This is a genomic window from Dyella flagellata (assembly GCF_030160275.1).
Lineage (GTDB): Bacteria > Pseudomonadota > Gammaproteobacteria > Xanthomonadales > Rhodanobacteraceae > Dyella_B > Dyella_B flagellata.
Genome location: NZ_BSOA01000052.1, coordinates 119,837 through 143,431 on the forward strand (window position 1 = coordinate 119,837; position 23,595 = coordinate 143,431).

The following is a 23,595-nucleotide window of genomic DNA, read 5'->3' on the forward strand; positions in this document are numbered from 1 at the left end:
CGCAGGCGAAGCAGGCCGTCCACTTCCGGATGCCTGGCCACAAAGCCGGACACTCGCCCAGAACTTCGTAGGCTGGGATGACAATCCCAGCATCGCGATGCTGCGTGCATGGCAATGCTGGGATTGTCATCCCAGCCTACGCAGTCGACTTTTTCAGCCGGTGTTTTGCAAGCCCTGCGCTACGCCATTGACGCAAGCCACCAACGCGCGCAGCAGATGCTCATCGCTACGATCGGTCGCACGCCAGCGCTGCAGCAGATCCACCTGCAACAAGCTCATCGGGTCCACATAAGGATTTCGCAAGCGGATCGACAGCGACAAGCGCGGATCGTCGCGCAGCAGCTCTTCACTGTGCTTGAGCTGGAGCAGGCAGCGGCGAGTGCGCTCGAATTCCTCGCGAATCAGGCCAAAAAATGTCTGGTGCAACGGCCCGGCGAGCTTGGAGAATGCCTCGGCGATATCCAGGTCGCACTTGGCCAGCACCATCTCCACATCGTCCAGCGCATTGGCGAAGAACGGCCAGTCGCGCGCCATTTCCACCATGGCCGTTTCGCCATGCTTGGCGATCGCCGCTTCCAACGCCGTGCCCAGTCCGTACCAGCCGGTGATGATCGAGCGGCATTGTGTCCAGGCGAACACCCATGGAATAGCACGCAGGTCTTCCACGCCGCGCATGCTGCGTCGGCGCGACGGACGCGAGCCGAGCGCCATCTGCTCGATCACGTCGATCGGTGTGGCGGCGCGGAAGTAGTCGACGAAACCTTCGCGATCGACGAAGGCGCGATACGCACGCCGGCTTTCGGCGGCCATGACCGTCATGATCTCGCGCCAATTCGCTTCGCGTGCGTCTTCCTCGCGGGGGCGCACGCTGGCTCTTAGCACCGCACCCACGGTTTGTTCGAAATTGCGCAGCGCCAGGGCACGGATGCCGTATTTGCGATGGATCACCTCGCCCTGTTCGGTCACGCGCAGCACGCCGTTGACCGAACCACGCGGCGAAGACATCAGTGCCGGCGTGATGCGTGCGCCGCCCCGGCTGGCCGAACCGCCGCGGCCGTGGAAGAACGCCAGGCGGATGCCCGTCTGCTGCGCCACTTCCAGCAATTCCACCTGCGCGCGCTGCAGCCCCCAGCGCGAAGCCAGCGTGCCGCCGTCCTTGCCGCTGTCGGAATAGCCGAGCATCACCCATTGGCAATCATTGCGGGCGCGCAAATGCTCGCGATAGATGGGATCGTCGAGCAAGGCGCGCAGCGTGTTAGGCGCGTTCTTCAGATCGTCGACGGTTTCGAACAGCGGTGCGACGTCGAGCGGGACATGCGCTTCGCCGCTGAGGCCACCGTGCCTCGCCAGCGCCAGCACCGCCAGCACGTCGGCCGCCGAACGCGCCATGCTGATGATATACAGGCCGATGGCATCTTCGCCGTAACGCCGGCGGGATTGGTTCATGGTGGCGAACACGGCGCGCAACGATTCGGCTTGCGCGTCATCGGTTTTTTCCAGCGTCCGTTCGCCGCTGGCGTAAGGGCGTAATGTGACGACGCGCTCCGCTGGCGCACGTTGGGTCCAGGTTTCGTCGCGTAACAGTGCGGCGAGCGCATCGTCATGCACGCGTGAATCCTGCCTTACGTCCAGCCGCGCCAGATGGAACCCGAAGGTGCGTACGCGCCAGATCAGTCGGCGCACTGCATACGCGCCTGCATTCAGGCCACGATGATCGATCAGGCCGTGCACGATCAGCAGCAGGTCGTCGATCAGCTCATCGGCGGAGTGGTAGCCCTCCGCATGCTCGTCCTCCAGCGTGGCTTCGAGGCGTGCGCGAATCAACGTCAGCAAACAGCGATACGGCATGTCCGCGTGACGCGGACGAATGCTTGCGGCTGCGCGCGGAAACTGCTCGCGATAGTTGGCCAGCCGCTGCAATAGCGACGCGTCGAACGCTACGCGGTCGACCGTCTGGCTGAGCAGGCGCGCCAGTGCATCGACGTCGGCAATGTAATGCTCCAGCACGTGCGCGCGCTGGGTAGCCAGGCTGTTGGCGATGGTATCGGCGCCGACATTCGGATTGCCGTCCATGTCGCCGCCCACCCAGGTCGCAAAACTCAGCAGGCGTGGCAGCGGCACGGCCACGCCATACACTTCCTGCAGGCCGTCAGCGAGCAGTTCATAGAAGGCCGGCACGATCCGGTAAATCGGATTGGCGAGGTAGAAGCCGACGTGATGGTGCTCATCCTGCACGCTGGGCCGGATCGGCGAGGCCTCGGCCGTCTGCCAGCCGGCGGACAACGCCATGAAGATGCGGTCGTCGTCTTCCTTGCGCTCCTGCGGGGTACGGGTCGGATCGAAGTTGTCGACCAGGGCACGCACCACCGCCTGCTCCTTTTCGAGCAGGGAACGCCGCATCGACTCGGTGGGGTGGGCGGTGAATACCGGCTCCACTTTCAGCTTGTACAGCCATTGCAGGAGTTCATCGGCGCTGGCGCCTTGCGCCTTCAATCGCTGCAACACCGCCAGCAACGACTCCGGCTGGGCGGCGCCGCCCTCATGCTGGTAGTCGCGGCGGCGGCGGATCCGGTGCACGCGCTCGGCGGTGTTAACCGCCTGGAAGTAGGTGGCAAACGCACGGGCCAGCGCCTCGGCCTCCCCGGCGTGCAGGCCGGCCAGGGACTCAGCCAGGTCGTCCGCCGCGCGGCCTTCGCGCCGGCGCCGAATGGAGGCCGTACGGACCTGCTCCACCCGCTGGAAAAAGCCATCCCCTCCTTGCTCGGCCAGCATGCGCCCCACCATCGCACCGAGCCGGTGCACGTCTTCGCGCAGCGGGCCGTCGTGGGGCAGGAATTCAGGGTCGCGACTGGCTTCCATCAGGGCCTCCATTGGATCGATCCCCTAGCCTACCTAATTTATACGGCGGTGCAGCAATCGATTCGTCATAAGCAATCATCTATGGCTAGAATGGGGGTCTTCGCCGAGGGGCGCTGCGACCGTGGGTAGTTTCCACGGCCAGGCTCGGTGGATGCCTCGACTGTAACGGCGCTCATGACGCGATTCCGCGTCGGCCTGGCCTCCCGGGCCGGGCTTTCCCCCATGAGACTGAGAGACATCCCTACATGAACGCTGTCACTAACGATTCCGCCACCCAGGACTATAAGGTCCGCGACATCTCGCTGGCCGACCTCGGCCGCCGCCGCATCCGCATGGCCGAAGAGGAAATGCCCGGCCTGATGTCGATCCGCGCCCGCTATTCGGCCGCCAAGCCGCTGAAGGGCGTGCGCCTGTCCGGCTCGCTGCACATGACCAAGGAAACCGCGGTGCTGATCGAAACGCTCAGCGCGCTGGGCGCCTCGGTGCGCTGGGCTTCGTGCAACATCTTCTCCACCCAGGACGACTGCGCCGCGGCCGTGGCCGCCGCCGGTATCCCGGTGTTCGCCTGGAAAGGCGAGACGCTGGAAGAGTACTGGGACTGCACCCTCGACATGCTCACCCACCCCGGCATGAAGGGGCCTGAGCTGATCGTCGACGACGGCGGCGACGCCACGCTGCTGATCCACAAGGGCGTGGACATGGAAAACGGCGACAACTGGGTCAACACGCCCAGCGGCAACCATGAAGAACAGGTCATCAAGGATCTGCTCAAGCGCACCGCAAAGGAGCGTCCGGGCTTCTGGAAGAAGGTCGCGGCCGAGTGGAAGGGCGTTTCCGAAGAAACCACCACCGGCGTGCATCGCCTGTATCAGATGATGGAAGCAGGCAAGCTGCTGGTGCCGGCGATCAACGTGAACGACTCGGTCACCAAGAGCAAGTTCGACAACCTGTACGGTTGCCGTGAATCGCTGGCCGACGGCATCAAGCGCGCCACCGACCTGATGGTGGCCGGCAAGGTGGCCGTGGTGTGCGGCTATGGCGACGTGGGCAAGGGTTGCGCGCATTCGCTCAAGGGCTTCGGCGCGCGTGTGATCGTCACCGAGATCGACCCGATCAATGCCCTGCAGGCGGCGATGGAAGGCTTCCAGGTCACCACCGTGGAAGACACGCTCGGCATCGCCGACATCTACGTCACCACCACCGGCAACAAGGACATCATCACGCTGGAACACATGGCGGCGATGAAGAACAACGCGCTGGTGTGCAACATCGGCCACTTCGACAACGAGATCCAGATGGATCGCCTGAACACCGCCAAGGACGTGACGCGCGAGAACATCAAGCCGCAAGTAGACCGCTACACCTTCGGCAAGACCAATCACAGCATCTACATGCTGGCCGAAGGCCGCCTGGTGAACCTGGGCTGCGCGCATGGCCATCCGAGCTTCGTGATGTCCAACAGCTTCAGCAACCAGACGCTGGCGCAGATCGACCTGTGGGCGAACAAGGACAATTACGAGAAGACCGTCTACCGCCTGCCCAAGCAGCTGGACGAGGAAGTGGCTCGCCTGCACCTGGAGCAGATCGGCGTGAAGCTGACCAAGCTGACGCCGGAACAGGCTGCGTACATCGGCGTGCCGGTGGAAGGGCCGTACAAGCCGGATCACTATCGTTACTGATCCGTTTGGCAGCGCTTGCCTGAAAAGCCACTCTCCTCAAGGAGAGTGGCTTTTTTAATGACTGAGTCCACGATTCGTCTTGCGCACCGCTTCCAAGACGCCACCGCTTCAGGCGCTTTCACCGCAGTGCTGGGATTTACATTCCAGCCTACGCACCCGCACGTTGCCTGGGCCACCGACGCCATAGCGCATACACCGGCACGCCAAGCGCAATGATCACCAGACTCATGCCGGCGTCGCGTGGCGTGTCGATGACCGTAGCGATGATCACTCCCAACACGGTGCATACGAACACGAACGGGAGAATGGGATACAGAGGCACGCGGAAGGGCGAGCTTTTTGCACCGAATTGGCGTCGATACCAGAACAGGGTGGCGATGCCGAAAACATGCCCCAGCCACTCGCCTACCGTGGTGAAGTTGACCAATTGATCGAACGAGCCGGTGATGATCAACACGATGGCCCAAATGCCCAATACCGCCAGCCCCACTTGCGGTGCGCGCCAGCGTGTGTCGATTTGCCCCACCGCGCGGAAGAAAAAGCCATCCGCGCCCATGGTCTGCAGTACACGCGCCCCACCGGCGATGGCGATGCTGCAGTATCCAAAAGTGGAACAGGCGATGCCGATCGCCATGATGGTGGCGCCACGCGGACCGAAGATGCTGCTCATCAGATCCGCAGCCGGCGCTTTGCTCGCCGCCAGCCCCGCATGGCCGAGGCCAACGAGGTAGGCCAGGTTTGCCAGCACATAGCACAGCGCCACGCCGACCAGCCCCAAGGCAAGCGCACGCGGTAAATTGCGCTGCGGATCACGCACCTCGCCCGCCATGTCGTTCAAGTAGTGGAAGCCGCCATAGGTGAACAACACCGGCAACAGAGCACCGATCCATGCAGTACCCGAAACCTGGTGGGTAGTATCCACCGCCAGCACGCCACCAAAATGCCCATGCGCTAACGCCAGGCCCACCACCAGCAACATGGTGATCGCCACCAGCTTCAGCAACGTGAAAACGTTCACCAGCCATGCTCCGGCACGAATACCGAACAGGTTGACGCCGGCGATGAAGAAAATCGCGCCCACAGCCACCGGCTTCACCCACCAGGCCGGCAGGCTCATGGCCCGGCAGGTGTAGTCGGCAAAGGTGACTGCAACCGCCGCCACACTGCCGGGGTAATTGATCAGCGCCATGGTCCAGCCGAACAGAAAGGCCGGCAGTGGGCCGAAAGCTTCGCGCAAATATAGATAGATGCCGCCCGCCTGCGGGCGTCGGGCACCCAGCTCGGCGTAACACAACACCCCCGCCAGCGTAAGCAAGCCGCCCAGTACCCATAGCGCAAGCAAGGGCAAGCCGGACGCGGTACGTTCGGCCACCGTGGCCGGGGTCCGAAAAATGCCGCTGCCGATCACGCCGCCGATGACGATGGCCGCCCCGCTCCAGACGCCGAGCCTGCGCAGGTAGGAAGAGGATGAAGAGGTTTCGTCGGTCATAAGTGTCGACATTAACCCGAGTCGACACCGGATGTCCGGGGTGACTTTCGTCATAGGGAGTGGATGGACTACATGAATAAGGGAAGATGCCGAGTTCCAGTACAGGAATCTCGCCTAGAATCCCGGTGTCGCCCAGCTGCTTAGCCGCCCGTGCCCAACGCGTCACGCAAGATCATTCACGTCGATATGGATGCGTTCTACGCGTCCGTGGAACAACGTGACGATCCCTCGCTGCGCGGCAAGCCGGTAGTGGTCGCCTGGCGCGGTGCGCGCTCGGTGGTCTGTGCGGCAAGTTACGAAGCGCGCAAGTTCGGCGTACGTTCGGCCATGCCGGCCGTACGCGCCGAGCGGCTTTGCCCGCAAGCGATCTTCGTGCCGCCGGATTTCGTGCGCTACAAGGCCGTCTCGCGCCACGTGCGCGAAATCTTCGTGCGGCATACCGACTTGGTGGAACCGCTGTCGCTGGACGAAGCCTACCTCGACGTCACCAGTACCAAGACCGGCCTGCCCTCCGCCACCGCCACGGCGGAGGCCATTCGCGCCGCCATCCGCGAGGAAACCGAGCTGACCGCTTCGGCCGGGGTGGCCCCGAACAAGTTCCTGGCCAAGATTGCCTCGGACTGGAACAAGCCCGATGGCCTGTTCGTGATCCGTCCGCATCAGGTGCTGGACTTTCTCGCGCCGCTACCCGTGAACCGCCTGCCCGGCGTAGGCAAGGTGATGGAGGCGAAACTGACGGCAATGGGCATTGCCGCCGTCGGCGAACTGCGCGCCTTGCCGATGCTGGAACTGGAACAACGCTTCGGACGATGGGGCCGGCGCCTGCATGAGCTTGCACTGGGCATCGACGATCATGTCGTGCAACCGAACCAGCTCAGCATGCAGGTCTCTTCCGAAGACACCTTCGAGCATGACCTTACGCTCGACGAACTGGAGCCGCATATCCGCCGCCTGGCCGAGAAAACCTGGGCCGCGCATCAACGTGAAGCGCAACGAGGCCGCATTGCCCGCACCATCGTGCTGAAGCTCAAGACGGCCGACTTTCACACGCTGACGCGTAGTCTTACGCCGTCCGTGCATCCGCGCTCGGCCGCCGAGCTGGCTGACGTAGCCTGTGCCTTGCGCGAACGGGTCCAACGCTCCGCCGACAGCCGCTATCGCCTGGTAGGTGTAGGCTTGTCCGGCTTCGTCGACCAGGACAGTTTCATGGCACAAAGCGATCTGTTCGAAAGCATGCCGCAGACATGAGCCTGTCCTTGCGCACCTGGGCGATGCTCGCGCTATGGTTGGTGCTGCTACTGGGTGCAACGCCATCGCGCGCCGAAGACGGCTACGACCTATGGCTACGCTATCGCTTGCTCGCGCCGGAGCAGACGAAGCTCTACCAGTATCGCGCTACTGAGTTGATTGCCGGCTCCTCGACATCCACCCAAAGCGTTACCCGCAGCGAGTTGCAACGCGGACTTGAAGGCTTGCTGGGCCGCGCCCTGCCGCTGTCCGAGAATGTGACCCATGATGGCGCGATCATCGTCGGCACACCCAAGTCATCGGCACTGATCGCTCGGCTGCACCTGGACATTCAAGACCTCGGCCATGAAGGCTATGTGATTCGCAGTGTCGTCGTGGATGGTCATGCAGCAACCGCCATCGTCGCGCAAGAAGACATCGGCGCGCTGTACGGAGCCTTTCACTTTTTGCGTCTGCTGCAGACCGGGCAAGCCATCGACCATCTCGACCTGCACGAAACGCCGTGCGTGAAGCTGCGCGTGCTCAATCATTGGGATTATCTCAACGGCCAGGTCGAACGCGGCTATGCCGGCGCCTCGATCTGGGACTGGTGGAAGCTACCGGATTGGCGCACACCGCGCTACACCGACTATGCGCGCGCCAATGCATCGATCGGCATCAACGGCACGGTGCTCGACAACGTCAACGCAGGCGCCACGATTCTTACGCCTACGTACTTGCAAAAGGTAGCCGCGTTGGCGGATGTGTTTCGTCCCTATGGCATCCGCGTGTATCTCAGCATCCGCTTCAGCGCGCCGATCGAAATCGGCGGCTTGAAAACGGCCGATCCGCTCGATCCCAAGGTGCAAGCCTGGTGGCACGCCAAGGCGGACGAAATCTACCAGCGCATTCCTGATTTCGGCGGCTTCCTGGTCAAGGCCAATTCCGAAGGCCAGCCCGGGCCGGAAGATTACAAGCGTACGCACGCCGATGGCGCCAATATGCTGGCAGATGCGCTGGCACCGCATGGCGGCGTGGTGATGTGGCGGGCCTTTGTTTATTCGGCCTCGAATCCGGAAGATCGCGCCAAGCAGGCGTATGACGAATTCAAGCCGCTCGACGGGCGCTTCCACGCCAACGTGCTCGTGCAGGTGAAGAATGGCCCGGTGGATTTCCAGCCGCGGGAACCCTTCCATCCGCTGTTCGGCGCCATGCGCAGGACACCGTTGATGACGGAGTTCGAGATCACCAAGGAATACCTAGGCTTCGCCACGCACCTGGTCTATCTCGGCCCCTTGTTCGAAGAAGTGCTGTCTGCCGATACGATGGCCCACGGCAAAGGTTCCACGGTTGCCAAGGTGATCGACGGTTCGCTGGATGGCCATGCTCTTACCGGCATGGCCGGCGTCGCCAATATCGGCACCGATCGCGACTGGTGCGGCTCGGATTTCAACCAGGCCAACTGGTACGTGTTCGGCCGGCTTGCCTGGAATCCATCGCTGTCCTCGCGCGCCATCGCCGAGGAATGGGTGCGCATGACGTTCAGCAACAATGAGAGCTTCGTCAGGCCAGTGGTCGAGATGATGATGGGCTCGCGCGAAGCCGCGGTCGACTACATGACGCCCCTCGGGCTGGTGCACTTGATGGGACCGGGCCATCATTACGGCCCTGCGCCGTGGGATGCCAGCGAATCGCGTCCCGATTGGCGACCGGTCTACTACCACCGCGCTGATCGGCAAGGTATCGGCTTTGACCGCAGCCGCAGTGGCAGTGACGCGGTGGACCAATACGCAGCACCTCTCGCTGCGCAGTTCAACGACCTGAAGCAAACACCCGAGCAATACCTGCTGTATTTCCACCACGTCGGCTGGGATTACCGCATGCGTTCCGGCCATACGCTGTGGTACGAATTGGTGGCGCACTACACGCAGGGTGTGAATGACGTGAAGCGGATGCGCGAAACCTGGCGTAGCTTGCACGGCTATATCGACGAGCAACGTTACGAGCAAACCGCCGCGTTCCTTGCCATCCAGGAAAAGGAAGCGCAATGGTGGCGCGATGCGTCGATCGCTTACTTCCAGAGCGTTTCCGGTCTGCCATTGCCGCCCGGCTATGCCGCGCCAGAGCAATCGCTCAACTATTACGAGTCGCTTTCCTTTCCCTATGTGCCAGGATTCTCGTCCTGGTAACACGTAGGCTGGGCTGATAATCCCAGCTTTCCGCGTGGCATCCCGGTGCTGGGATTGTCATCCCAGCCTACGCGTTAGCGAAGCATTCTCGCACTCAGCATTCGCACCGAATCCTTGAGACCCAATTCATAAGCCTCACGTACCGTGGTTTTCGCCGTGCAGTCCCAGGTTGAAACCGGAATGCGTTGACTAGGTTGCCAATACGTCCGCCCCAGCCAGCCGAATAGCTGGGGAAGTTTCGGGTAATGGCGCGTAAGCATCACCAAGGTACCCGATCGCTCCTCGCTCGACTGGGGAGGAATCGGCGCGTTATCCGTATAGCCGCCATCAAAGGCTTGCATTCCTCCGACTGGGCGAGCGGCCATGATAGGTGGCGCTGAAGCGGCCGCAATAAGCACCACCTGCGCCGCTTCGACCGAGGCACAGTCATTCAACACCATGAAATCCTGCCTGAGGCCCAACAGACCGGGGAGTCGCGGGTGGATGCTGTTCCACAAGTACTTGTCGACAAGATAGGCCAGCGTTCCCAAGGCTACTGAGGCACCTGTACCCAGGTATTTCGCCGGGCGCGTGAGCCCTACCGTAAGCTGCGATGAAGCACCGCGCAGCGTCGCGAACGTACCCGAATTCAAGAATGCCTCGACCCAGGCGGGATAGAGCTGCTGATGCGCAAACTTAAGCTTGAGCCGGGACAAGGCAGACCAATCGAAAATCCTTGGGTTGCCGGCGAACAGACTCAAGCAGGCCTGCAGTGCCGTGTCGGTGCTTTCAGCCAGGAATGATGCGGCAATGCCTGCGCCCGCGCTTGTGCCGATCAGTTGTCGCGGCAAACGCAACCGATGTTCCAGCAAGTGCCGTAGCGCGCCCGCTTGCCACCAGCAACGATTGCCCCCACCGGCCAGGACCAGCGTTTCGATCCTGCTGAAGTCCAGACTCCTGACTTCCTTGACCTTGCCGAGCATAGCTTCCCTTCCAAAGCACTGATATCAGTACAAGAGCATGGCATACCTTTCAGAACGTACGCCACCGGGAGCCCATGGAGCCCCTGTCTTCGGTACCTTCCGCGAGGCCCGCGGCCTGGATACGCTAGAACCTTCTTTAGGCGAGGAGCCATCCGCCATGCACTTGGAGCTACCCAAAGCCCCGCTGGAGTCCTTGAAGGATTTTCTCAAGCATTACCTGATGATCGTGCTCAGTATCCTTACGGCCCTGGGCCTCGAGGCCTGGATCGAGCATGTCCATCATCGGCATGCGGCTGAAGCGGCCAGCGAGCAGATCGAAGCGGAAATCCGCATCAACTTGGCCGATGTCAACCAGGCTCTGGCGGCGGACACGCATCAGGTGGAAGTTCTGACCCATCTGCGCGATTCATTGGAACAGGATTTGAAAGCCAATGTTTCCAATAAGGAGATGCAACAACATATCCTCAGTCAGATAGACAGCTTCACCCTCAATCTTCGTTGGCCAGCGTTGCGCCACGAAGCCTGGGATGTGTCTGTCGCCAACCAGTCGGCGAGCTGGATCGACAGCAAGCGGATGTACCGTTATTCCGCTGTGTATGCCACCCAGCGGGAAGCTGACAACAAGCTCACCGCCAATCTTCAGCTGACCATCAATGGCCCCCGGATGATCGACAACATGACCGACCTGCGCTCCGGCAGCGTCGAGCCACGCGAATTCCTGCATGTGGTTGCTCAGATGGAAGTCATCCAGCAGCAAGCAAAAAGCAGCCTTGGCCAATTGCAGCAGCGAATGCAGAACGCATTGAACGACTCCACGCGCTGACGGGCATTGACCGAGGATCACCGGGGACGAACCCCCTTGGGGGCGTCCTAAATGATTCCGATTGGTCGTCTAGCTCGCCGCAGGCTGAGCATGCTGGCGACGAAAATGGGCAGGCGTTGCCCCCATATGCTGAAGGAAGGCCTTGCCGAACGCCGATTCCGACTGATAGCCGACCCGCTCTGCAACATCTCCTATGGCGAGCTGCCCCTGCCGAAGCCATTCGCCAGCCAGCTGCATCCGAAGCACCGCGAGCAATTCCATCGGTGACCGGTCGCTTTTCAGGGCGAATTGCCGCGCAAACGTTGCGCGCGACATGGCAGCCTGTTCCGCGAGCAGGCTCACCGTCCAGCCTTTGCCAGGGTCGCGCAACATTGCCGTCACTGCACGACTCAAACGCGAATCGCCGAGCAGCGCCAAGAACGACATACGTGCGCCATCGCCCTGCCCATAAGCTCGTAACACCAGCACAAACAGCGCGCGGGTCAACACTGTTGCCAGCGCCACTCCACCCGGCTGAGGTTGCGCCACTTCACGCCGCAACAAGCTTACGATGCCGCGAAGACCGTCCAGGGCTTCTGCACGCTCCAGCGAAAGGTGCAGTACATCGGGTAGCGACCGCATTATCAAATCGGCGGACCCAGGCGCATAAACAAAGCGACCGCATAGCAAGTCCACCTCGGCCTCGCCGTCGGTATTGCTGCGAACCGGCAGGAGTCCCTCCCCACCCAGCTTTATGGGACGGCTCAACGGAGCCCGGCGCACGTCGCGCACTAGGTGTGCACTGCCGCGCGGCAATAGCAGGAACTCGCCGGCAACGAGCCGTTGCGAAGTGCCATCCGGCAAATCCACTACAGCCTCCCCTTCCAACATCAGGTGAAAGGGCGCCTCACCCGTCATCAGCGGCTGGTGATCCACGGCGAAGCCGCCCGCAAACAGGCAGCGCAGGTCCAGGCTGCCGCGGATCTGCACCAATTCAAGCACCCTGCTCAAAGCATCCATGAGACGATCGCGCTAAAGATTGAGTCGATCGAGTATTCAGCCATCCCGGCGGCCGCGCAACACTAGCCACACCACAATGAAGCAGCAAAGGAGCTGACCATGTTGGATTGGCCGCAATACCGCAAAGAACTGCTTGGCCGCATCGGCGAAATCGGCAAACTTAGCCCGGACACCCTCGCCGGGTACCAGACCTTGTCCAAGGCCGGCCAAAAGACCAACCATCTCGATGCCAAGACGCGCGAACTGATCGCGCTGGCAGTCGCCGTTACGGCACGCTGTGATGGGTGTATTACGGTCCACACTGCCGAGGCGTTGAAGCATGGCGCTACACAGGAAGAAATCACTGAGTCCCTGGGCGTCGCGGTAGCCTTGAATGCCGGCGCAGCGATGGTCTATTCGGCCCGGGTTCTCGACGCGGCCGCCGCCTATAGCGCCAAGTAGGGAGATTTGCTCCATGAATGCAGCATCGACAGCCGTTGCCTATGCCGCGGCATCAAACCCGGCCCATCAGAAGATCGTCACTTCGGCCTACCATTTTGAGGCAACGCTCGAACGGCTCAGGCAAGCCATAGCGGAAAGGGACTTGTGGGTGATCCAGGAAATCAATCCGCAGATGCTGCTGGAGCGCAGCGGCTACTCGATATTGCCGGCGAGGCAGTTGCTGTTCTTCCACCCTCGCTATGTCGTGCGCCTGCTCGCCATTGATCCCAGCGCGGTAGCCGAGATTCCGCTGAAGATGGTGGTGCTGCAAATGCCGGATGGCTCGGTCACGGTAAGGCATAGTGACGTTCAGTCCCTACTCGGCCGTTATCCGGGGTTGACCGCGCTTGCTGGTGAGTTGGCCGAGATTTCGCAAGACCTGATGAGGGTTGTTGCGCAAGTTGGCTAGAGCCTCCTGTTCTCGTGCGGGAAGGGCGCCGGCCCTCCCCGCATGGCAGAAGAGTTTTCGGCCCGCTCCGGACTGGTTAGGCTTGGCGACCCTCTACCTGGAGTCGCACCCATGCACCTGGAACTTCCCGAGAAGCCGCTGAAGACCCTCGGCGATTTTCTGAAGCATTACCTGATGATCGTGCTCAGTATCCTCACCGCGCTGGGGTTGGAGGCGTGGATTGAACACGCCCATCACACCCACGCGGCCGAGATCGGCAGTCGACAGATCGAAGCCGAGATCCGCACCAATCTGGCGGAGGTGCAGGGAAGTCTTCAGCAGGATACCGAGCAGTTGCAGCTACTAGACAAGATCCGCGCGAGCGTGGTCCAGGACCTCAAGTCGCACCTGCCGGACGACGTGGTCAAGCAGCATATCCTGGCCCAGGCTGGTGACCACTTCGATCTGCGCATGAATTTCCCTTCGCTGCGTCATGAGGCCTGGGACGTCGCAGTGGCAAACCAATCGGCCAGCTGGATCGAAGCCGCGCGGATGCAGCGCTATTCCGCCGCCTATGCCAGTCAACGTGACGCCCTCACCGCCATGGCCGAAAACACGACCCTGCTGACGAGCGGCATGCATCTGGCCGACATGGTCGCCGATCTGCAAACCGGGGAAGTGCAACCTCGCGAATTCCTGCACACGGTCAGCCAGATGACGGCCCTGCAGCAGCAGGCTGTGAACGGTCTGAAGACGCTTGAAAAGCGGCTGGACGATGCGCTGGCGGCCAAGCCAGACTCCGTTTGAACGAAGGGCATGGCGCCCCAACCTCGTGTCGACGCATACCGCTACAAGTAGGCTGGGATGACAATCCCAGCTTGCGAATTTCGCATGCCAGCATTCATATCCCAAGGTGTCCCAAGTTTTTTGGTCAGCGCCGACGCTTTTGCTCGTCATTCCGGCGAAGGCCGGAATGACGGCTCGCTTTGAGGCTGGATCAACTTAGTGCAGACGTTCGGGGGAAGGGCCGTAAAAAAATGTTGATACCTCAGGGTTCGCATCCGGACCTGAGCTGCTGACCAGCTGAGGCCTGCGTTACTGCACCAACTTTGTATTCTTCGGCAAGATGCAGGCCTTGCGCGAGCTAAAGTCGAGAAAGATATCGGCATATTTCAGGAAGTCAGCACCAAGGGCGTAGCTGTAATCGGATTTATAGTCTTTGTAGATGGTCATAACCATCGTGGTATGAACGGGGCCGGCAATCAGCGATACCGATCTTTGGCCAACAGTCTCTTCAATGGACAATCCCCCAGCCCGTTGTACTGACATAGTTGTCGTATTTGTCATTTCTGCGTCCGTGCCGTCCACTTTGGCCAATGCAGCCGTCTGACCGGTATCTAGTACAGCAAATTGCGCCGTGCCATCGATGATCACTGGGAATCGCAATCTGGCCGGCAAGCCGGTCAGCCCAGATGACACATCAATGTCGCGCTGACACGCCAAAGCGGTTGATTGAATCTCGCTGAGCAGATGCACGCCATCATAGCTGAGAAGCAACGGCCCCATCCTGGAAATGGCTTCCAGTCCAAGCACACCGAGACCAGCGCGGTCACCCACCGATACAGGCCAATTCTTGAGGACAACATCTCCAAAGCTCATGTCTCTGGCGGTTCCTAAGGAAAAACGCCCAGCTGTTATTTGTAAACCACCGTCCTGGAGCCAATTTCTCGTGAGTTCCATGCCGGCCTTGTTGGCGTCACCCTTATCTAACAACGATATTATTGCACCTGTATCAAACCCCAAAAGAATCGCACGGCCGTTGACCCTTGCATCAAAAAAAATCCCACCGTCAGCGGTAAAATTTTCATGCTTGGCCGTATGTTTGAAGCTTATCAATATCGGCCTTGCTCCAATACTCAAATGATCGTGAACAGCTATTTTTGTCCACTGCGTATAATCAGGCACGTCATTGATAGCATCTAGCAACCCATCCAAACCATTGGCTTCACTATCCTTCCTAAGCTCTTTCAGTTGCACCGCCCATGCACTGATATCACCTCGTAGAAAGCTATTCCCAGCTTTCAAAGCATGACAAATAAAGGCTACCGTAGGAGCCCTATTGTCGACTTCCGCGTATCTCAAACAATCCGCAACCTTTTTGTCTGATTTATCCAGATCAAATCGCATGCGAGGAGCCACGGCTTCTGCCACAACTCGCAATGGGGGTGAGCCAGTCGCACGAAGGTTCTCCACCTTCTCCTGATCACCGACACTCATGGCCTCGAAAAGCCCTTCCTTATCCCTAATGGAAGCTTTACGAGTACTCGCTGCTGGAGCAAAGCTCAGCACACATAAGAGAAGCAAAATTATCTTATTTGGCATTTTCATCGCAATCGCCTACAGGATCGTCTGGATGGCCAGGCCAGCCATCCAGACGTCATTCCTGCTACAGCCCTCCCTTGTAGCTAATGGTCAGCATGCCCTGCGGGTCTTTGCCACCCATGTCCTTTATAGCTAAACCAAGGACAAATTCATTGTTGTTACCAAAGACCCACTGCCCGCTACCGTTAACCGAAGACTCCGTAGCCGAAACCGCGGCCGTGAAACCATTCATAGAGAAGGATCCCTTAAGCGTAGGAACAGTCGTATTGTCCTTTTGGTTGTGAAGCAAACTAATCTGAAGATCGACAGCCCCATTTGGCACCTGTGCGTTCAGGGTGGCAGTGATCGTATCGGTACCGTTGCCGTTGTTATGCCCGTGGAGTTCAAGCCCAGCAGCCATCCCAGGGATATAAATCGACCCATCCGGACCTTTCGAAGGACACATGAGATTGGAAAAGTCAGGGTCGGGATGCCCCCCTCCCCCTCCGCCACCACCGCTGATCTGTCCGCCTATTCCAGGCTGATGGTAATCATGCGTTACGACTTCACCAGGCACCAGCGTGCCACCCCAATACCATCCCGGAACGTTAGTATTGGGAAGCCGAGTGACGCCACCACCACTCCCCGTGTCTGTAGGCGTCTTGCGCTGACCCCCCGCGACTTTTTGTGTTTCTTTCTTGTCTAGTACTCGCATTTAAATACTCCTCTTCATTCAAATACGTCTGCCTTGCAACCTTTTTTAATCGGCGCCTTCCTCCTCTTTTCCGTGATGAAAATCGACTGGCGGCCTTTCGGTGTAATGCGACGACGCGTCCCTTACTGTCTGACCGCAAACGACCAAAATGCGGTCGGCTCCAGCTATCGTTTCTGGCCTGTGCGCCACAACGACACGTGTAAGATTCAATTGCTTGAGTTCGGCACAGATGCGGGCTTCGCAATCCAAATCCAGATGACTGGTTGCTTCGTCCAACACCAGGATGCTTGCGTCGCGATATAGCGCCCGCGCGATCGATAGCCTTTGTTTTTGGCCACCTGAAAGCGACGACCCCATATCTCCAACCAGGCTGTGATAGCCCATGGGCATTTCAATAATGTCCTGATGAAGATGAGCGATTAGCGCCGCCTTCTCAATGCGCTCAGGTGTTGCACCTTCATCGAAGAAGCTAATGTTGTCGGCGATGGAACCGGCAAAGAGCTGATCGTCCTGCATCACGCTGCTTATCATTCGCCGATAAGCCTTCTTGCCCAAATTTCTGAGATCGATACCACCCACACTGATCGTGCCCGATTGTGGGTCGAGCAAACCCAAAAGCAGGCGCAACAACGTGCTCTTACCGCAACCGGACGGACCGACAATGGCGACGGATTCGCCTCTTCTTATTTCAAACGAGCAGTGGTCGAACACCCAAGGCTCGCCGTCCGCGTAACGAAAACTCACATTGTCAAAGCGGATGGATGCCTCTGGCGTTGGCCCTACATAAGTACCTTCGGCAAATGGCTCCGGCGGTGTCAGGACGATATCGGCCAGGCGCTCGCCTTGAAGGCCTAGCATTCGAAATTGAATGACATAATCAACTAGATTCGCGGCCCGTCCAGCAAACTGATCGGCATAGGCCACGAATGCCATGAGCATGCCTGCAGTCAGCTGCCCTTTGAGTGCAAGCGAAGCGCCAAGCCATAGCACGACGATGCGCTGCAGGCCTCCCGTCAGTCCATTCAAGGAGCCGAACAGGAGACCAAGTCGCTGGACGGCAATGGACGTGTTCAAGCTGTCGCTGGTGGCGTTCAAGTAACGTGAAGTCTGCTTGGCTCCTTGGTTGAAAAGGCGGATAGTCTGAATACCTCGAACCGCTTCCATGAAACAGCTCTGCTGCTTTGCTGCAACAACAATCTGACTCAGGTTCGCCTCGCGATATACACTGAAGTACAAGACACGCAGCAACGCGTAAATGACTACCGCCACCAAGGTTATGAGGGCCAATGGCGGGCTGTAGATGAATAACATGGCAAGCGTAACGCCGGCCATCAAGCCGTCGAGCATGACGGCTACAAATTGCGTTGTGAGCGTTTGCTGGATGGCCGCTACCGAGCCAAAGCGCGATACAACGTCACCTAGATGCCGTTTGATGAAATAGTCTTGCGGAAGGCGCATGAGATGCTGGAAGACATTCCCCGTCCAGCTCAAATTGAAGTGGGTGCCGATCCACATCACCACCCAGCTCCTCAATGCTGACACCCCGATCTGTATCAACAGCAAAAGTATGAAACTTATGCCGAGCAACCCGAGAAAATCCTTGTCGCCGTCTGCGAGCACCTGATCAACGACAAGTTGCAGAAACTGGGGCGAAAGCAGGGCGGCCACCTCAAGCACAAGCGCCAACGCAAAGATCTGGGCCAGACTGCGACCCAATCCATGGATCTCTCCGGCAAGCTTTCGTATGGAAATCGGCGGACTAGGCCTCTTGCGCTGAAAGGCGGGGCCTTTGCTCAACTCCAGGGCAATCCCGGTGAAATGCTTGCCGACCCGGGCAAGCGGCAGCTTACGTATACCCATGGCCGGGTCGTGAATGACCAGGTAGGTCTTCGTAATGTTCCGAAGAACAACGAAATGGTCCAAATCCCAATGCAAAATGCACGGAGCCCGCAGCTTATTTAGCTCATCAAGCTCCAGTTGCAGGGGGCGACCGGCGAGCTGCAGGGACTCGGCCATCTCAATGAGACGTGCCATGTCCATGCCTTTGAGTGAAAGTGAGAACTGCCGCCTCAGCGCAGTAAGACCTATGTGATAGCCGTGATAGCCGGCAAGCATGGCCAGGCAGGCAAGTCCGCATTCCGCCGCTTCACCCTGGCGTATCAGGGGCAGTCGTCGCGAACGTCCAAAGTGAAGCCGCCAGGAGGATGAATCGGCGAGTGTGCCGCCATCTTTGCAGTTCATCAGGAAGCCCCTTCACTTCTTCGCCTGATGCCGTATAAGGGCTCCAATAGCCATTCGATGACTCTTCTCCTTTCGAGCAGCAGATCGGCGTCGAGGGCCATGTTCGACTTGAGCGGTTGGGCGAGCCCATAGGCGTCAACAGTCTGGGAAGCGAGTTCGACGTCGACGTGGTACATCGCCTCGCTTGGTGGAGCGCGCCCCATCAGCACAGTCACTTCATTCGGCTTCAGGGCACTTGCCGACAGTTGCCGCACCGTCCCGTGCTGAACGCCAAATTTCTGATAGGGAAAGGCCTGGTAGTGCAATGCCACTTTCGTGCCCGGCGTGATAAATCCAATGGCCGCGCTTGGAACGAGAAGCTGCGCCTCAAGCTGAGATCCATCAGGCACCACCGCAAGCATGGATTGCCCCGCAGAGACCGCCTGGCCCTGCTTGACCGTTAGCGACGACACCATTCCGGCTTGCGTTGCGCGAACTTCGATCGAGCGGTCCGCTTCGTTTTGGGCGAGCTGGAGTTCGGCTTGTGCGAATTTTCTTCGCAATTCATTGAGCTTGGCATGGGTGTCGAGGGGAAGCTTTGCGAGCTGATCGAAGCTTGAGTTCAGCTGCTGCGTTGTTTCGTATTTCTGGCGAATCAGCGCATCCACCTCCGACCGTGCCTCCAGTGCCTGACTCTCTTCTTGCTGAATCTGGAGTCTCGACACATATCCTTTAGCTTCCAGCGGCCGCATTCGATCCAGCACGTCAAGATAGGAAGACGCCTTCGCCTGTGCAGTCGCTATCTGATGCACCAGTACTCCAAGCTCTCCCTGCAGCGTTGCTTGCTGTATTCGCAGCGACGAAGCCTGAGCATCGGAAATGGCTTGGGTATCGCCAATATCCGTTTGAAGGCTCTGTTTTTCAGCTAAAAGTTGCCTGCTGACTGCTGCATTGGTTTCGCCAACCGCCTCGCTGATATGTTCCCCTGAGATCACCAGGAGGACGTCGCCCACGCGAATCGCCTGCCCCTCCTTGACATGTACCCGCGCAACGATGCCCGATGAGCGCGCCACGACATCAATAAGCCCTGCTCGCGGCACCAGGCTGCCGGTGACATGAACACGTCGCGTGTAATGGCCGGAAACAAGCCAGGAAACGACGCTCACCGTGAACAGAACAGCGCTCATCGCCCACATCTTGTACGAAACGGGTGTACTTAAATGCACACCACCTAGCCAGGATGTGGCTTGTGCCTCCAGCGCGTCCTTCCGAAACAATTGCGTATCCATGATGCCCCCCGTCGCGTTTCATAGTGATCATTCAGCAATGACAGGCAACAGGACTCCGATGCGTAGCAAGACGCATGGAGTTCTGCATGATGAAGCGCGCAATCCCTGCCTTTATCGCGTAATACGAGCCATCGTAAATACGCCGCACACACCGTGTGCAATGGCCGTCCAAGCGACCAGGCTAACGAACACGCTCGTTAGGCCGGATATGAAAGGTAACAAATCGAATATCCGAATACCGTAGGCGCACGCTGATCTTGCGGTGCGCATACGCCCCCAGATGACTTACAGCGAGTCGGGGAAACCCCACAAAATGGGCATCGTGACGTGCATGGTCAGCCTCATGGATTCTGGCGGAAGCGCAAAATCGCAAATTGCGTCCAAGGGGATTCCCGGTGAGATCGAGCGAAGCGGTGGGTTGCACCAGCCGCCTTCTCCCGCAAAGGCGAGCGAGCTTTTCAAAGCCACATCAGAGCACGGTGAAATGCCACATTGGCGGGCATGATCGCCGCGAAACCACTTCTACTCTCATGGAAGGAGATGGGGGATTTACGAAATATCCCCAAACAAAAAGGCCCGGAAAATCCGAGCCTTTTTGTCACCGCGTAATTTCCAGATCGGTATAGGCCACCAAAGGAACCACGCGTCGTTTATCGAGACGCCACAGCGAGATCAGACGAAGAGGCAAGCGCTTCTTTTCTACTGTCTTGCAATGGCTTTAGTCCGCTACGACTTCTTCTTTGGCATATACAAATCGGTAATGGTGCCTTCGTAGGCTTCGGCCGCCATTCCTACCGATTCGCTCAAGGTCGGATGCGGATGGATGGTGAGGCCGATATCGGCCGCCTCCGCGCCCATCTCGATCGCCAGTGCTATTTCCGAGATCAGATCGCCGGCATGCGGGCCGACGATGGCGCCACCGACCACGCGGTGGGTTTCCTCGTCGAACAGCAGCTTGGTGAAGCCTTCGGTGCGGTCGATGCCGATGGCGCGGCCGCTGGCCGCCCATGGGAATTTACCCACGCCGATCTTCAGGCCTTTTTCCTTCGCTTCGCGCTCGGTGACGCCGACCCAGGCGATTTCCGGATCGGTGTAGGCCACCGAAGGAATCACACGTGCATCGAAGTGGCTCTTCATGCCGGCAACTACTTCGGCCGCCACCTTCGCTTCGTGTGTGGCCTTGTGCGCCAGCATCGGCTGACCAACCAGGTCACCGATGGCGAAGATGTGTGCAACGTTGGTGCGCATCTGCGTATCGACGTTGATGAAGCCGCGCTCGGTCACTGCCACGCCGGCCTTGTCCGCGCCGATCTTGTTGCCGTTGGCGGAACGGCCCACCGACACCAGCACGCGGTCGAACACGCTGGTCGCCGGAATGCTTTCGCCTTCATAGCTGACCTCGATGCCCTTCTTGGTGGCCTTCGCTTCCACCACCTTGGTTTTGAGGTGCACGCCTTTGAGCTTGCCGTTCAAGCGTTTAGCAAGTGGCTTGATCAAGTCGGCGTCGGAGCCGGGAATGATCTGGTCCATGAATTCGACCACGGTCACTTCGCTGCCGAGTGCGCAGTACACGGTAGCCATTTCCAGGCCGATGATGCCGCCGCCGACGACGAGCAGCTTGGCCGGAACATCTTTCAGCTCCAGTGCGCCGGTGGAATCCATGATGCGTTCGTCATCCCACGGGAACGCAGGCAGACGCACCGCTTGCGAGCCGGCGGCGATGATGGCGTATTCGAAGCGCAACAGTTTCTTGCCTTCGGCGGTGTCGATTTCCATTTCGTTCGGCGAGACGAACGTGCCGACGCCTTGGACCACACGCACCTTGCGTTGCTTGGCCATGCCGGCCAGGCCGCCGGTGAGCTGGCCCACCACCTTGTTCTTGAAGCTGCGCAGCTTGTCGAGGTCGAGCTTGGGCTTGCCGAAGCTCACACCATGGGCAGCCATGGCTTCGGCTTCATCGATTACCGCGGCGGCATGTAGCAGTGCCTTGGAAGGAATGCAGCCTACGTTGAGGCAGACGCCGCCAAGCGAGGCATAGCGTTCCACCAGCACGGTGTCGACACCCAGGTCGGCGGCACGGAACGCAGCGGTGTAGCCGCCGGGGCCGGAGCCGAGCACGACCAACTTGCATTCGATGTCCGCCTTGCGGCCGGTGGCGCCGGCGGCTTGCGGTGCTGGCGCAGCGGCTTTTGCAGGCGTCGCAGGTGCCGGGGCAGGCGCGGGAGCGGCAGGAGCTGGCGCAGGCGCGGCAGCCTTTGGAGCTTCCGCTTCGGCACCAGCCACTTCCAGAATGGCGATCACGGCGCCTTCGGACACCTCGTCACCGACTTTCAGCTTCATCTCCTTGATGACGCCCGAAGCCGCGGCGGGAATCTCCATCGTCGCCTTGTCGGACTCAAGCGTGATGAGGCTTTGTTCCTTCGCCACGCTGTCGCCGGCTTTCACCATCACCTCGATCACCGGCACGTTTTCGTGTCCGCCGATGTCGGGAACCTTCAGTTCGATCGTATTGGCCATGATCAATAGTCTCCCTGCGTCAGAGCAGCAACCGGCGGATGTCGCCGAGCTGGGTGGCGAGGAAGGACGCGAAGCGCGCGGCCACCGCTCCATCGATCACGCGGTGGTCGTAGCTCAGCGACAAGGGAAGAATCAGGCGCGGCGCGAATTCCTTGCCGTTCCAGACCGGCTTGGTCTGCGCCTTGGACACGCCCAGGATCGCCACTTCCGGCGCATTGACGATCGGCGTGAACGCCGTGCCGCCGATGCCGCCGAGCGAGGAAATCGAGAAGCAGCCACCGGACATGTCGTTCGGGCCAAGCTTCTTGTCGCGCGCCTTCTTGGAGATCTCGCCCAGTTCGGTCGCCAGGTCCAGCAGGCCCTTCTTGTCGCAGTCGCGAATCACCGGCACCACCAGGCCATCGGGCGTATCCACCGCGATGCCGATGTGGAAGTACTTCTTGAGGATCAGCTTCTCGCCGCTTGTGTCCAGGGAAGCATTGAACTGCGGAAATTTCTTCAGTGCCGCGACCACCGCCTTGATCTGGAACACCAGGGGGGTGATCTTCAGATCCTTGTTCTCATCGCCGAGCTTCTTGCGGAAGGCTTCCAGCTCGGTGATGTCGGCGTCTTCGTGCTGGGTGACGTGCGGAATCATCGCCCAGTTGCGCGCCAGGTTGGCGCCGGAAATCTTCTGGATGCGGGTAAGCGGCTTCTCTTCCACTTCGCCGAACTTGGCGAAGTCCACCTTCGGCCACGGCAGCAGGTTGAGCCCACCGCCGGCGGCCACTGTGCCGCCCTCGACCGGACGCGCACCGGAAGCCAGTGCATGTTTGACGTACGCGGCGATATCTTCACGCACGATGCGGCCGCTACGGCCACTGCCCTTCACCTGGCGGATGTCCACGCCCAATTCACGCGCGAAAGAGCGGATCGCCGGCGTGGCGTAGGGGGCATCGCCCGGCATGACCAGCTTGGCGTCGAACGGCGGACGGGCTTGCGGCGCCACATCGCCCTCGGGCGCGTTGCCCGGCAGGACGCTGCGACCGCCGATCGGGGCCGGCTCTTCTTTCACCTGCGGCGCAGCTGCCGGAGCGGGTGCCGGAGCAGGCGCGGGAGCGGGAGCTTTCGCGGCGGGCTCTTCCGCCTTGGCCGCCGGGGCAGGCGCCGCGGCGCCGCTGGCTTCGATCATGGCGATCAGGGCGCCTTCGGACACCTCGTCGCCCACCTTCAGTTTCACTTCCTTGACCACACCGGCGAAGGGCGCGGGCACTTCCATCGTCGCCTTGTCCGACTCCAGGGTGATGAGGCTTTGATCTTTCTCTACCGTGTCACCGGGCTTGATCATTACCTCGATCACGGGCACATCGCTGTGACCCCCGATATCTGGGACGCGGGCTTCTTTGAGGTCGGCCATGA

General features: G+C 59.9%; 17 protein-coding genes and 1 riboswitch. Of the genes, 7 read left to right on the forward strand and 10 right to left on the reverse strand.

Annotated features, from left to right (window positions below; translation table 11 throughout):
* Positions 1-153: 153 nt before the first annotated feature.
* Positions 154-2,859, reverse strand: coding sequence for a phosphoenolpyruvate carboxylase (gene ppc / locus QQJ96_RS22660; protein WP_284334315.1), 2,706 nt, complete (start codon positions 2,857-2,859; stop codon positions 154-156).
* A gap of 99 nt (positions 2,860-2,958) precedes the next feature.
* Positions 2,959-3,040: riboswitch (S-adenosyl-L-homocysteine riboswitch) on the forward strand.
* Positions 3,041-3,104: 64 nt separating this feature from the next.
* On the opposite strand from ppc, the gene ahcY reads away from it, so the two are divergent.
* A complete protein-coding gene (gene ahcY, locus QQJ96_RS22665; protein ID WP_284334316.1) occupies positions 3,105-4,538 on the forward strand; it encodes an adenosylhomocysteinase in 1,434 nt (477 codons plus the stop codon).
* A 148-nt stretch (positions 4,539-4,686) separates the two neighbouring features.
* Here the strand turns inward: ahcY and QQJ96_RS22670 are convergent, their stop codons facing one another.
* Positions 4,687-6,027 (reverse strand): APC family permease, encoded by a 1,341-nt coding sequence (locus QQJ96_RS22670; RefSeq protein WP_284334343.1) that lies wholly within the window; start codon positions 6,025-6,027, stop codon positions 4,687-4,689.
* A gap of 150 nt (positions 6,028-6,177) precedes the next feature.
* Here QQJ96_RS22670 and dinB point away from each other — a divergent pair, with 150 nt between their 5' ends.
* Both dinB and QQJ96_RS22680 read left to right on the forward strand, forming a co-directional pair.
* On the forward strand, positions 6,178-7,275 hold the full coding sequence (gene dinB / locus QQJ96_RS22675; RefSeq protein ID WP_284334317.1) for a DNA polymerase IV: 1,098 nt from the start codon (positions 6,178-6,180) through the stop codon (positions 7,273-7,275).
* Positions 7,272-9,443, forward strand: a complete 2,172-nt coding sequence (locus QQJ96_RS22680; protein WP_404649196.1) for an alpha-glucuronidase family glycosyl hydrolase — start codon at positions 7,272-7,274, stop codon at positions 9,441-9,443. Before dinB ends, QQJ96_RS22680 begins: the two co-directional genes overlap by 4 nt.
* Positions 9,444-9,517: 74 nt before the next feature.
* On the opposite strand, the gene QQJ96_RS22685 is transcribed toward QQJ96_RS22680, so the two are convergent.
* Positions 9,518-10,405 carry a patatin-like phospholipase family protein gene (locus tag QQJ96_RS22685; RefSeq protein WP_284334318.1) on the reverse strand — a complete coding sequence of 296 codons (888 nt, stop codon included), beginning with the start codon at positions 10,403-10,405 and terminating at the stop codon, positions 9,518-9,520.
* Positions 10,406-10,562: 157 nt separating this feature from the next.
* Between QQJ96_RS22685 and QQJ96_RS22690 the strand changes: the two genes are divergently transcribed.
* Complete coding sequence (locus tag QQJ96_RS22690; RefSeq protein WP_284334319.1) at positions 10,563-11,228, forward strand: hypothetical protein; 666 nt, start codon at positions 10,563-10,565, stop codon at positions 11,226-11,228.
* Between the two features lie 69 nt (positions 11,229-11,297).
* Here the strand turns inward: QQJ96_RS22690 and QQJ96_RS22695 are convergent, their stop codons facing one another.
* Complete coding sequence (locus QQJ96_RS22695) at positions 11,298-12,227, reverse strand: AraC family transcriptional regulator (RefSeq protein WP_284334320.1); 930 nt, start codon at positions 12,225-12,227, stop codon at positions 11,298-11,300.
* 99 nt (positions 12,228-12,326) lie between these two features.
* Here QQJ96_RS22695 and QQJ96_RS22700 point away from each other — a divergent pair, with 99 nt between their 5' ends.
* The 3 genes from QQJ96_RS22700 (at position 12,327) to QQJ96_RS22710 (ending at position 13,902) form a co-directional block, all read left to right on the forward strand.
* Complete coding sequence (locus QQJ96_RS22700; RefSeq protein ID WP_284334321.1) at positions 12,327-12,668, forward strand: carboxymuconolactone decarboxylase family protein; 342 nt, start codon at positions 12,327-12,329, stop codon at positions 12,666-12,668.
* A gap of 13 nt (positions 12,669-12,681) precedes the next feature.
* Positions 12,682-13,116: a DUF302 domain-containing protein gene (locus tag QQJ96_RS22705; RefSeq protein WP_284334322.1), complete on the forward strand. Its 435-nt coding sequence runs from the start codon at positions 12,682-12,684 to the stop codon at positions 13,114-13,116.
* A gap of 111 nt (positions 13,117-13,227) precedes the next feature.
* Positions 13,228-13,902: a hypothetical protein gene (locus QQJ96_RS22710; protein WP_284334323.1), complete on the forward strand. Its 675-nt coding sequence runs from the start codon at positions 13,228-13,230 to the stop codon at positions 13,900-13,902.
* Between the two features lie 288 nt (positions 13,903-14,190).
* Here QQJ96_RS22710 and QQJ96_RS22715 read toward each other — a convergent pair whose 3' ends face one another.
* The 6 genes from QQJ96_RS22715 to aceF all read right to left on the reverse strand — a co-directional run bounded on the left by QQJ96_RS22715 (position 14,191) and on the right by aceF (position 23,593).
* Positions 14,191-15,483, reverse strand: a complete 1,293-nt coding sequence (locus QQJ96_RS22715) for a retropepsin-like aspartic protease (protein ID WP_284334324.1) — start codon at positions 15,481-15,483, stop codon at positions 14,191-14,193.
* A gap of 58 nt (positions 15,484-15,541) precedes the next feature.
* On the reverse strand, positions 15,542-16,171 hold the full coding sequence (locus QQJ96_RS22720) for a hypothetical protein (protein WP_284334325.1): 630 nt from the start codon (positions 16,169-16,171) through the stop codon (positions 15,542-15,544).
* A 45-nt stretch (positions 16,172-16,216) separates the two neighbouring features.
* Positions 16,217-18,412 (reverse strand): peptidase domain-containing ABC transporter, encoded by a 2,196-nt coding sequence (locus tag QQJ96_RS22725; RefSeq protein WP_404649198.1) that lies wholly within the window; start codon positions 18,410-18,412, stop codon positions 16,217-16,219.
* Complete coding sequence (locus QQJ96_RS22730) at positions 18,412-19,680, reverse strand: HlyD family secretion protein (RefSeq protein ID WP_284334326.1); 1,269 nt, start codon at positions 19,678-19,680, stop codon at positions 18,412-18,414. Before QQJ96_RS22730 ends, QQJ96_RS22725 begins: the two co-directional genes overlap by 1 nt.
* Positions 19,681-20,406: 726 nt before the next feature.
* A complete protein-coding gene (gene lpdA / locus QQJ96_RS22735; RefSeq protein WP_284334327.1) occupies positions 20,407-22,197 on the reverse strand; it encodes a dihydrolipoyl dehydrogenase in 1,791 nt (596 codons plus the stop codon).
* Between the two features lie 19 nt (positions 22,198-22,216).
* Positions 22,217-23,593, reverse strand: a complete 1,377-nt coding sequence (aceF, locus tag QQJ96_RS22740) for a dihydrolipoyllysine-residue acetyltransferase (RefSeq protein ID WP_284334328.1) — start codon at positions 23,591-23,593, stop codon at positions 22,217-22,219.
* Positions 23,594-23,595 lie beyond the last annotated feature (2 nt).

Excerpts from the sequence above, each read along its gene's own strand:
- QQJ96_RS22710 (WP_284334323.1), top strand. The coding sequence starts at position 13,228 with ATGCACCTGGAACTTCCCGAGAAGCCGCTGAAGACCCTCGGCGATTTT.
- QQJ96_RS22705 (WP_284334322.1), top strand. The coding sequence starts at position 12,682 with ATGAATGCAGCATCGACAGCCGTTGCCTATGCCGCGGCATCAAACCCG.
- QQJ96_RS22690 (WP_284334319.1), top strand. The coding sequence starts at position 10,563 with ATGCACTTGGAGCTACCCAAAGCCCCGCTGGAGTCCTTGAAGGATTTT.
- ahcY (WP_284334316.1), top strand. The coding sequence starts at position 3,105 with ATGAACGCTGTCACTAACGATTCCGCCACCCAGGACTATAAGGTCCGC.
- QQJ96_RS22715 (WP_284334324.1), bottom strand. The coding sequence starts at position 15,483 with ATGAAAATGCCAAATAAGATAATTTTGCTTCTCTTATGTGTGCTGAGC.
- QQJ96_RS22685 (WP_284334318.1), bottom strand. The coding sequence starts at position 10,405 with ATGCTCGGCAAGGTCAAGGAAGTCAGGAGTCTGGACTTCAGCAGGATC.
- QQJ96_RS22730 (WP_284334326.1), bottom strand. The coding sequence starts at position 19,680 with ATGGATACGCAATTGTTTCGGAAGGACGCGCTGGAGGCACAAGCCACA.
- QQJ96_RS22680 (WP_404649196.1), top strand. The coding sequence starts at position 7,272 with ATGAGCCTGTCCTTGCGCACCTGGGCGATGCTCGCGCTATGGTTGGTG.
- QQJ96_RS22695 (WP_284334320.1), bottom strand. The coding sequence starts at position 12,227 with ATGGATGCTTTGAGCAGGGTGCTTGAATTGGTGCAGATCCGCGGCAGC.
- QQJ96_RS22670 (WP_284334343.1), bottom strand. The coding sequence starts at position 6,027 with ATGACCGACGAAACCTCTTCATCCTCTTCCTACCTGCGCAGGCTCGGC.
- QQJ96_RS22700 (WP_284334321.1), top strand. The coding sequence starts at position 12,327 with ATGTTGGATTGGCCGCAATACCGCAAAGAACTGCTTGGCCGCATCGGC.
- ppc (WP_284334315.1), bottom strand. The coding sequence starts at position 2,859 with ATGGAAGCCAGTCGCGACCCTGAATTCCTGCCCCACGACGGCCCGCTG.
- lpdA (WP_284334327.1), bottom strand. The coding sequence starts at position 22,197 with ATGGCCAATACGATCGAACTGAAGGTTCCCGACATCGGCGGACACGAA.
- QQJ96_RS22720 (WP_284334325.1), bottom strand. The coding sequence starts at position 16,171 with ATGCGAGTACTAGACAAGAAAGAAACACAAAAAGTCGCGGGGGGTCAG.
- aceF (WP_284334328.1), bottom strand. The coding sequence starts at position 23,593 with ATGGCCGACCTCAAAGAAGCCCGCGTCCCAGATATCGGGGGTCACAGC.
- QQJ96_RS22725 (WP_404649198.1), bottom strand. The coding sequence starts at position 18,412 with ATGAACTGCAAAGATGGCGGCACACTCGCCGATTCATCCTCCTGGCGG.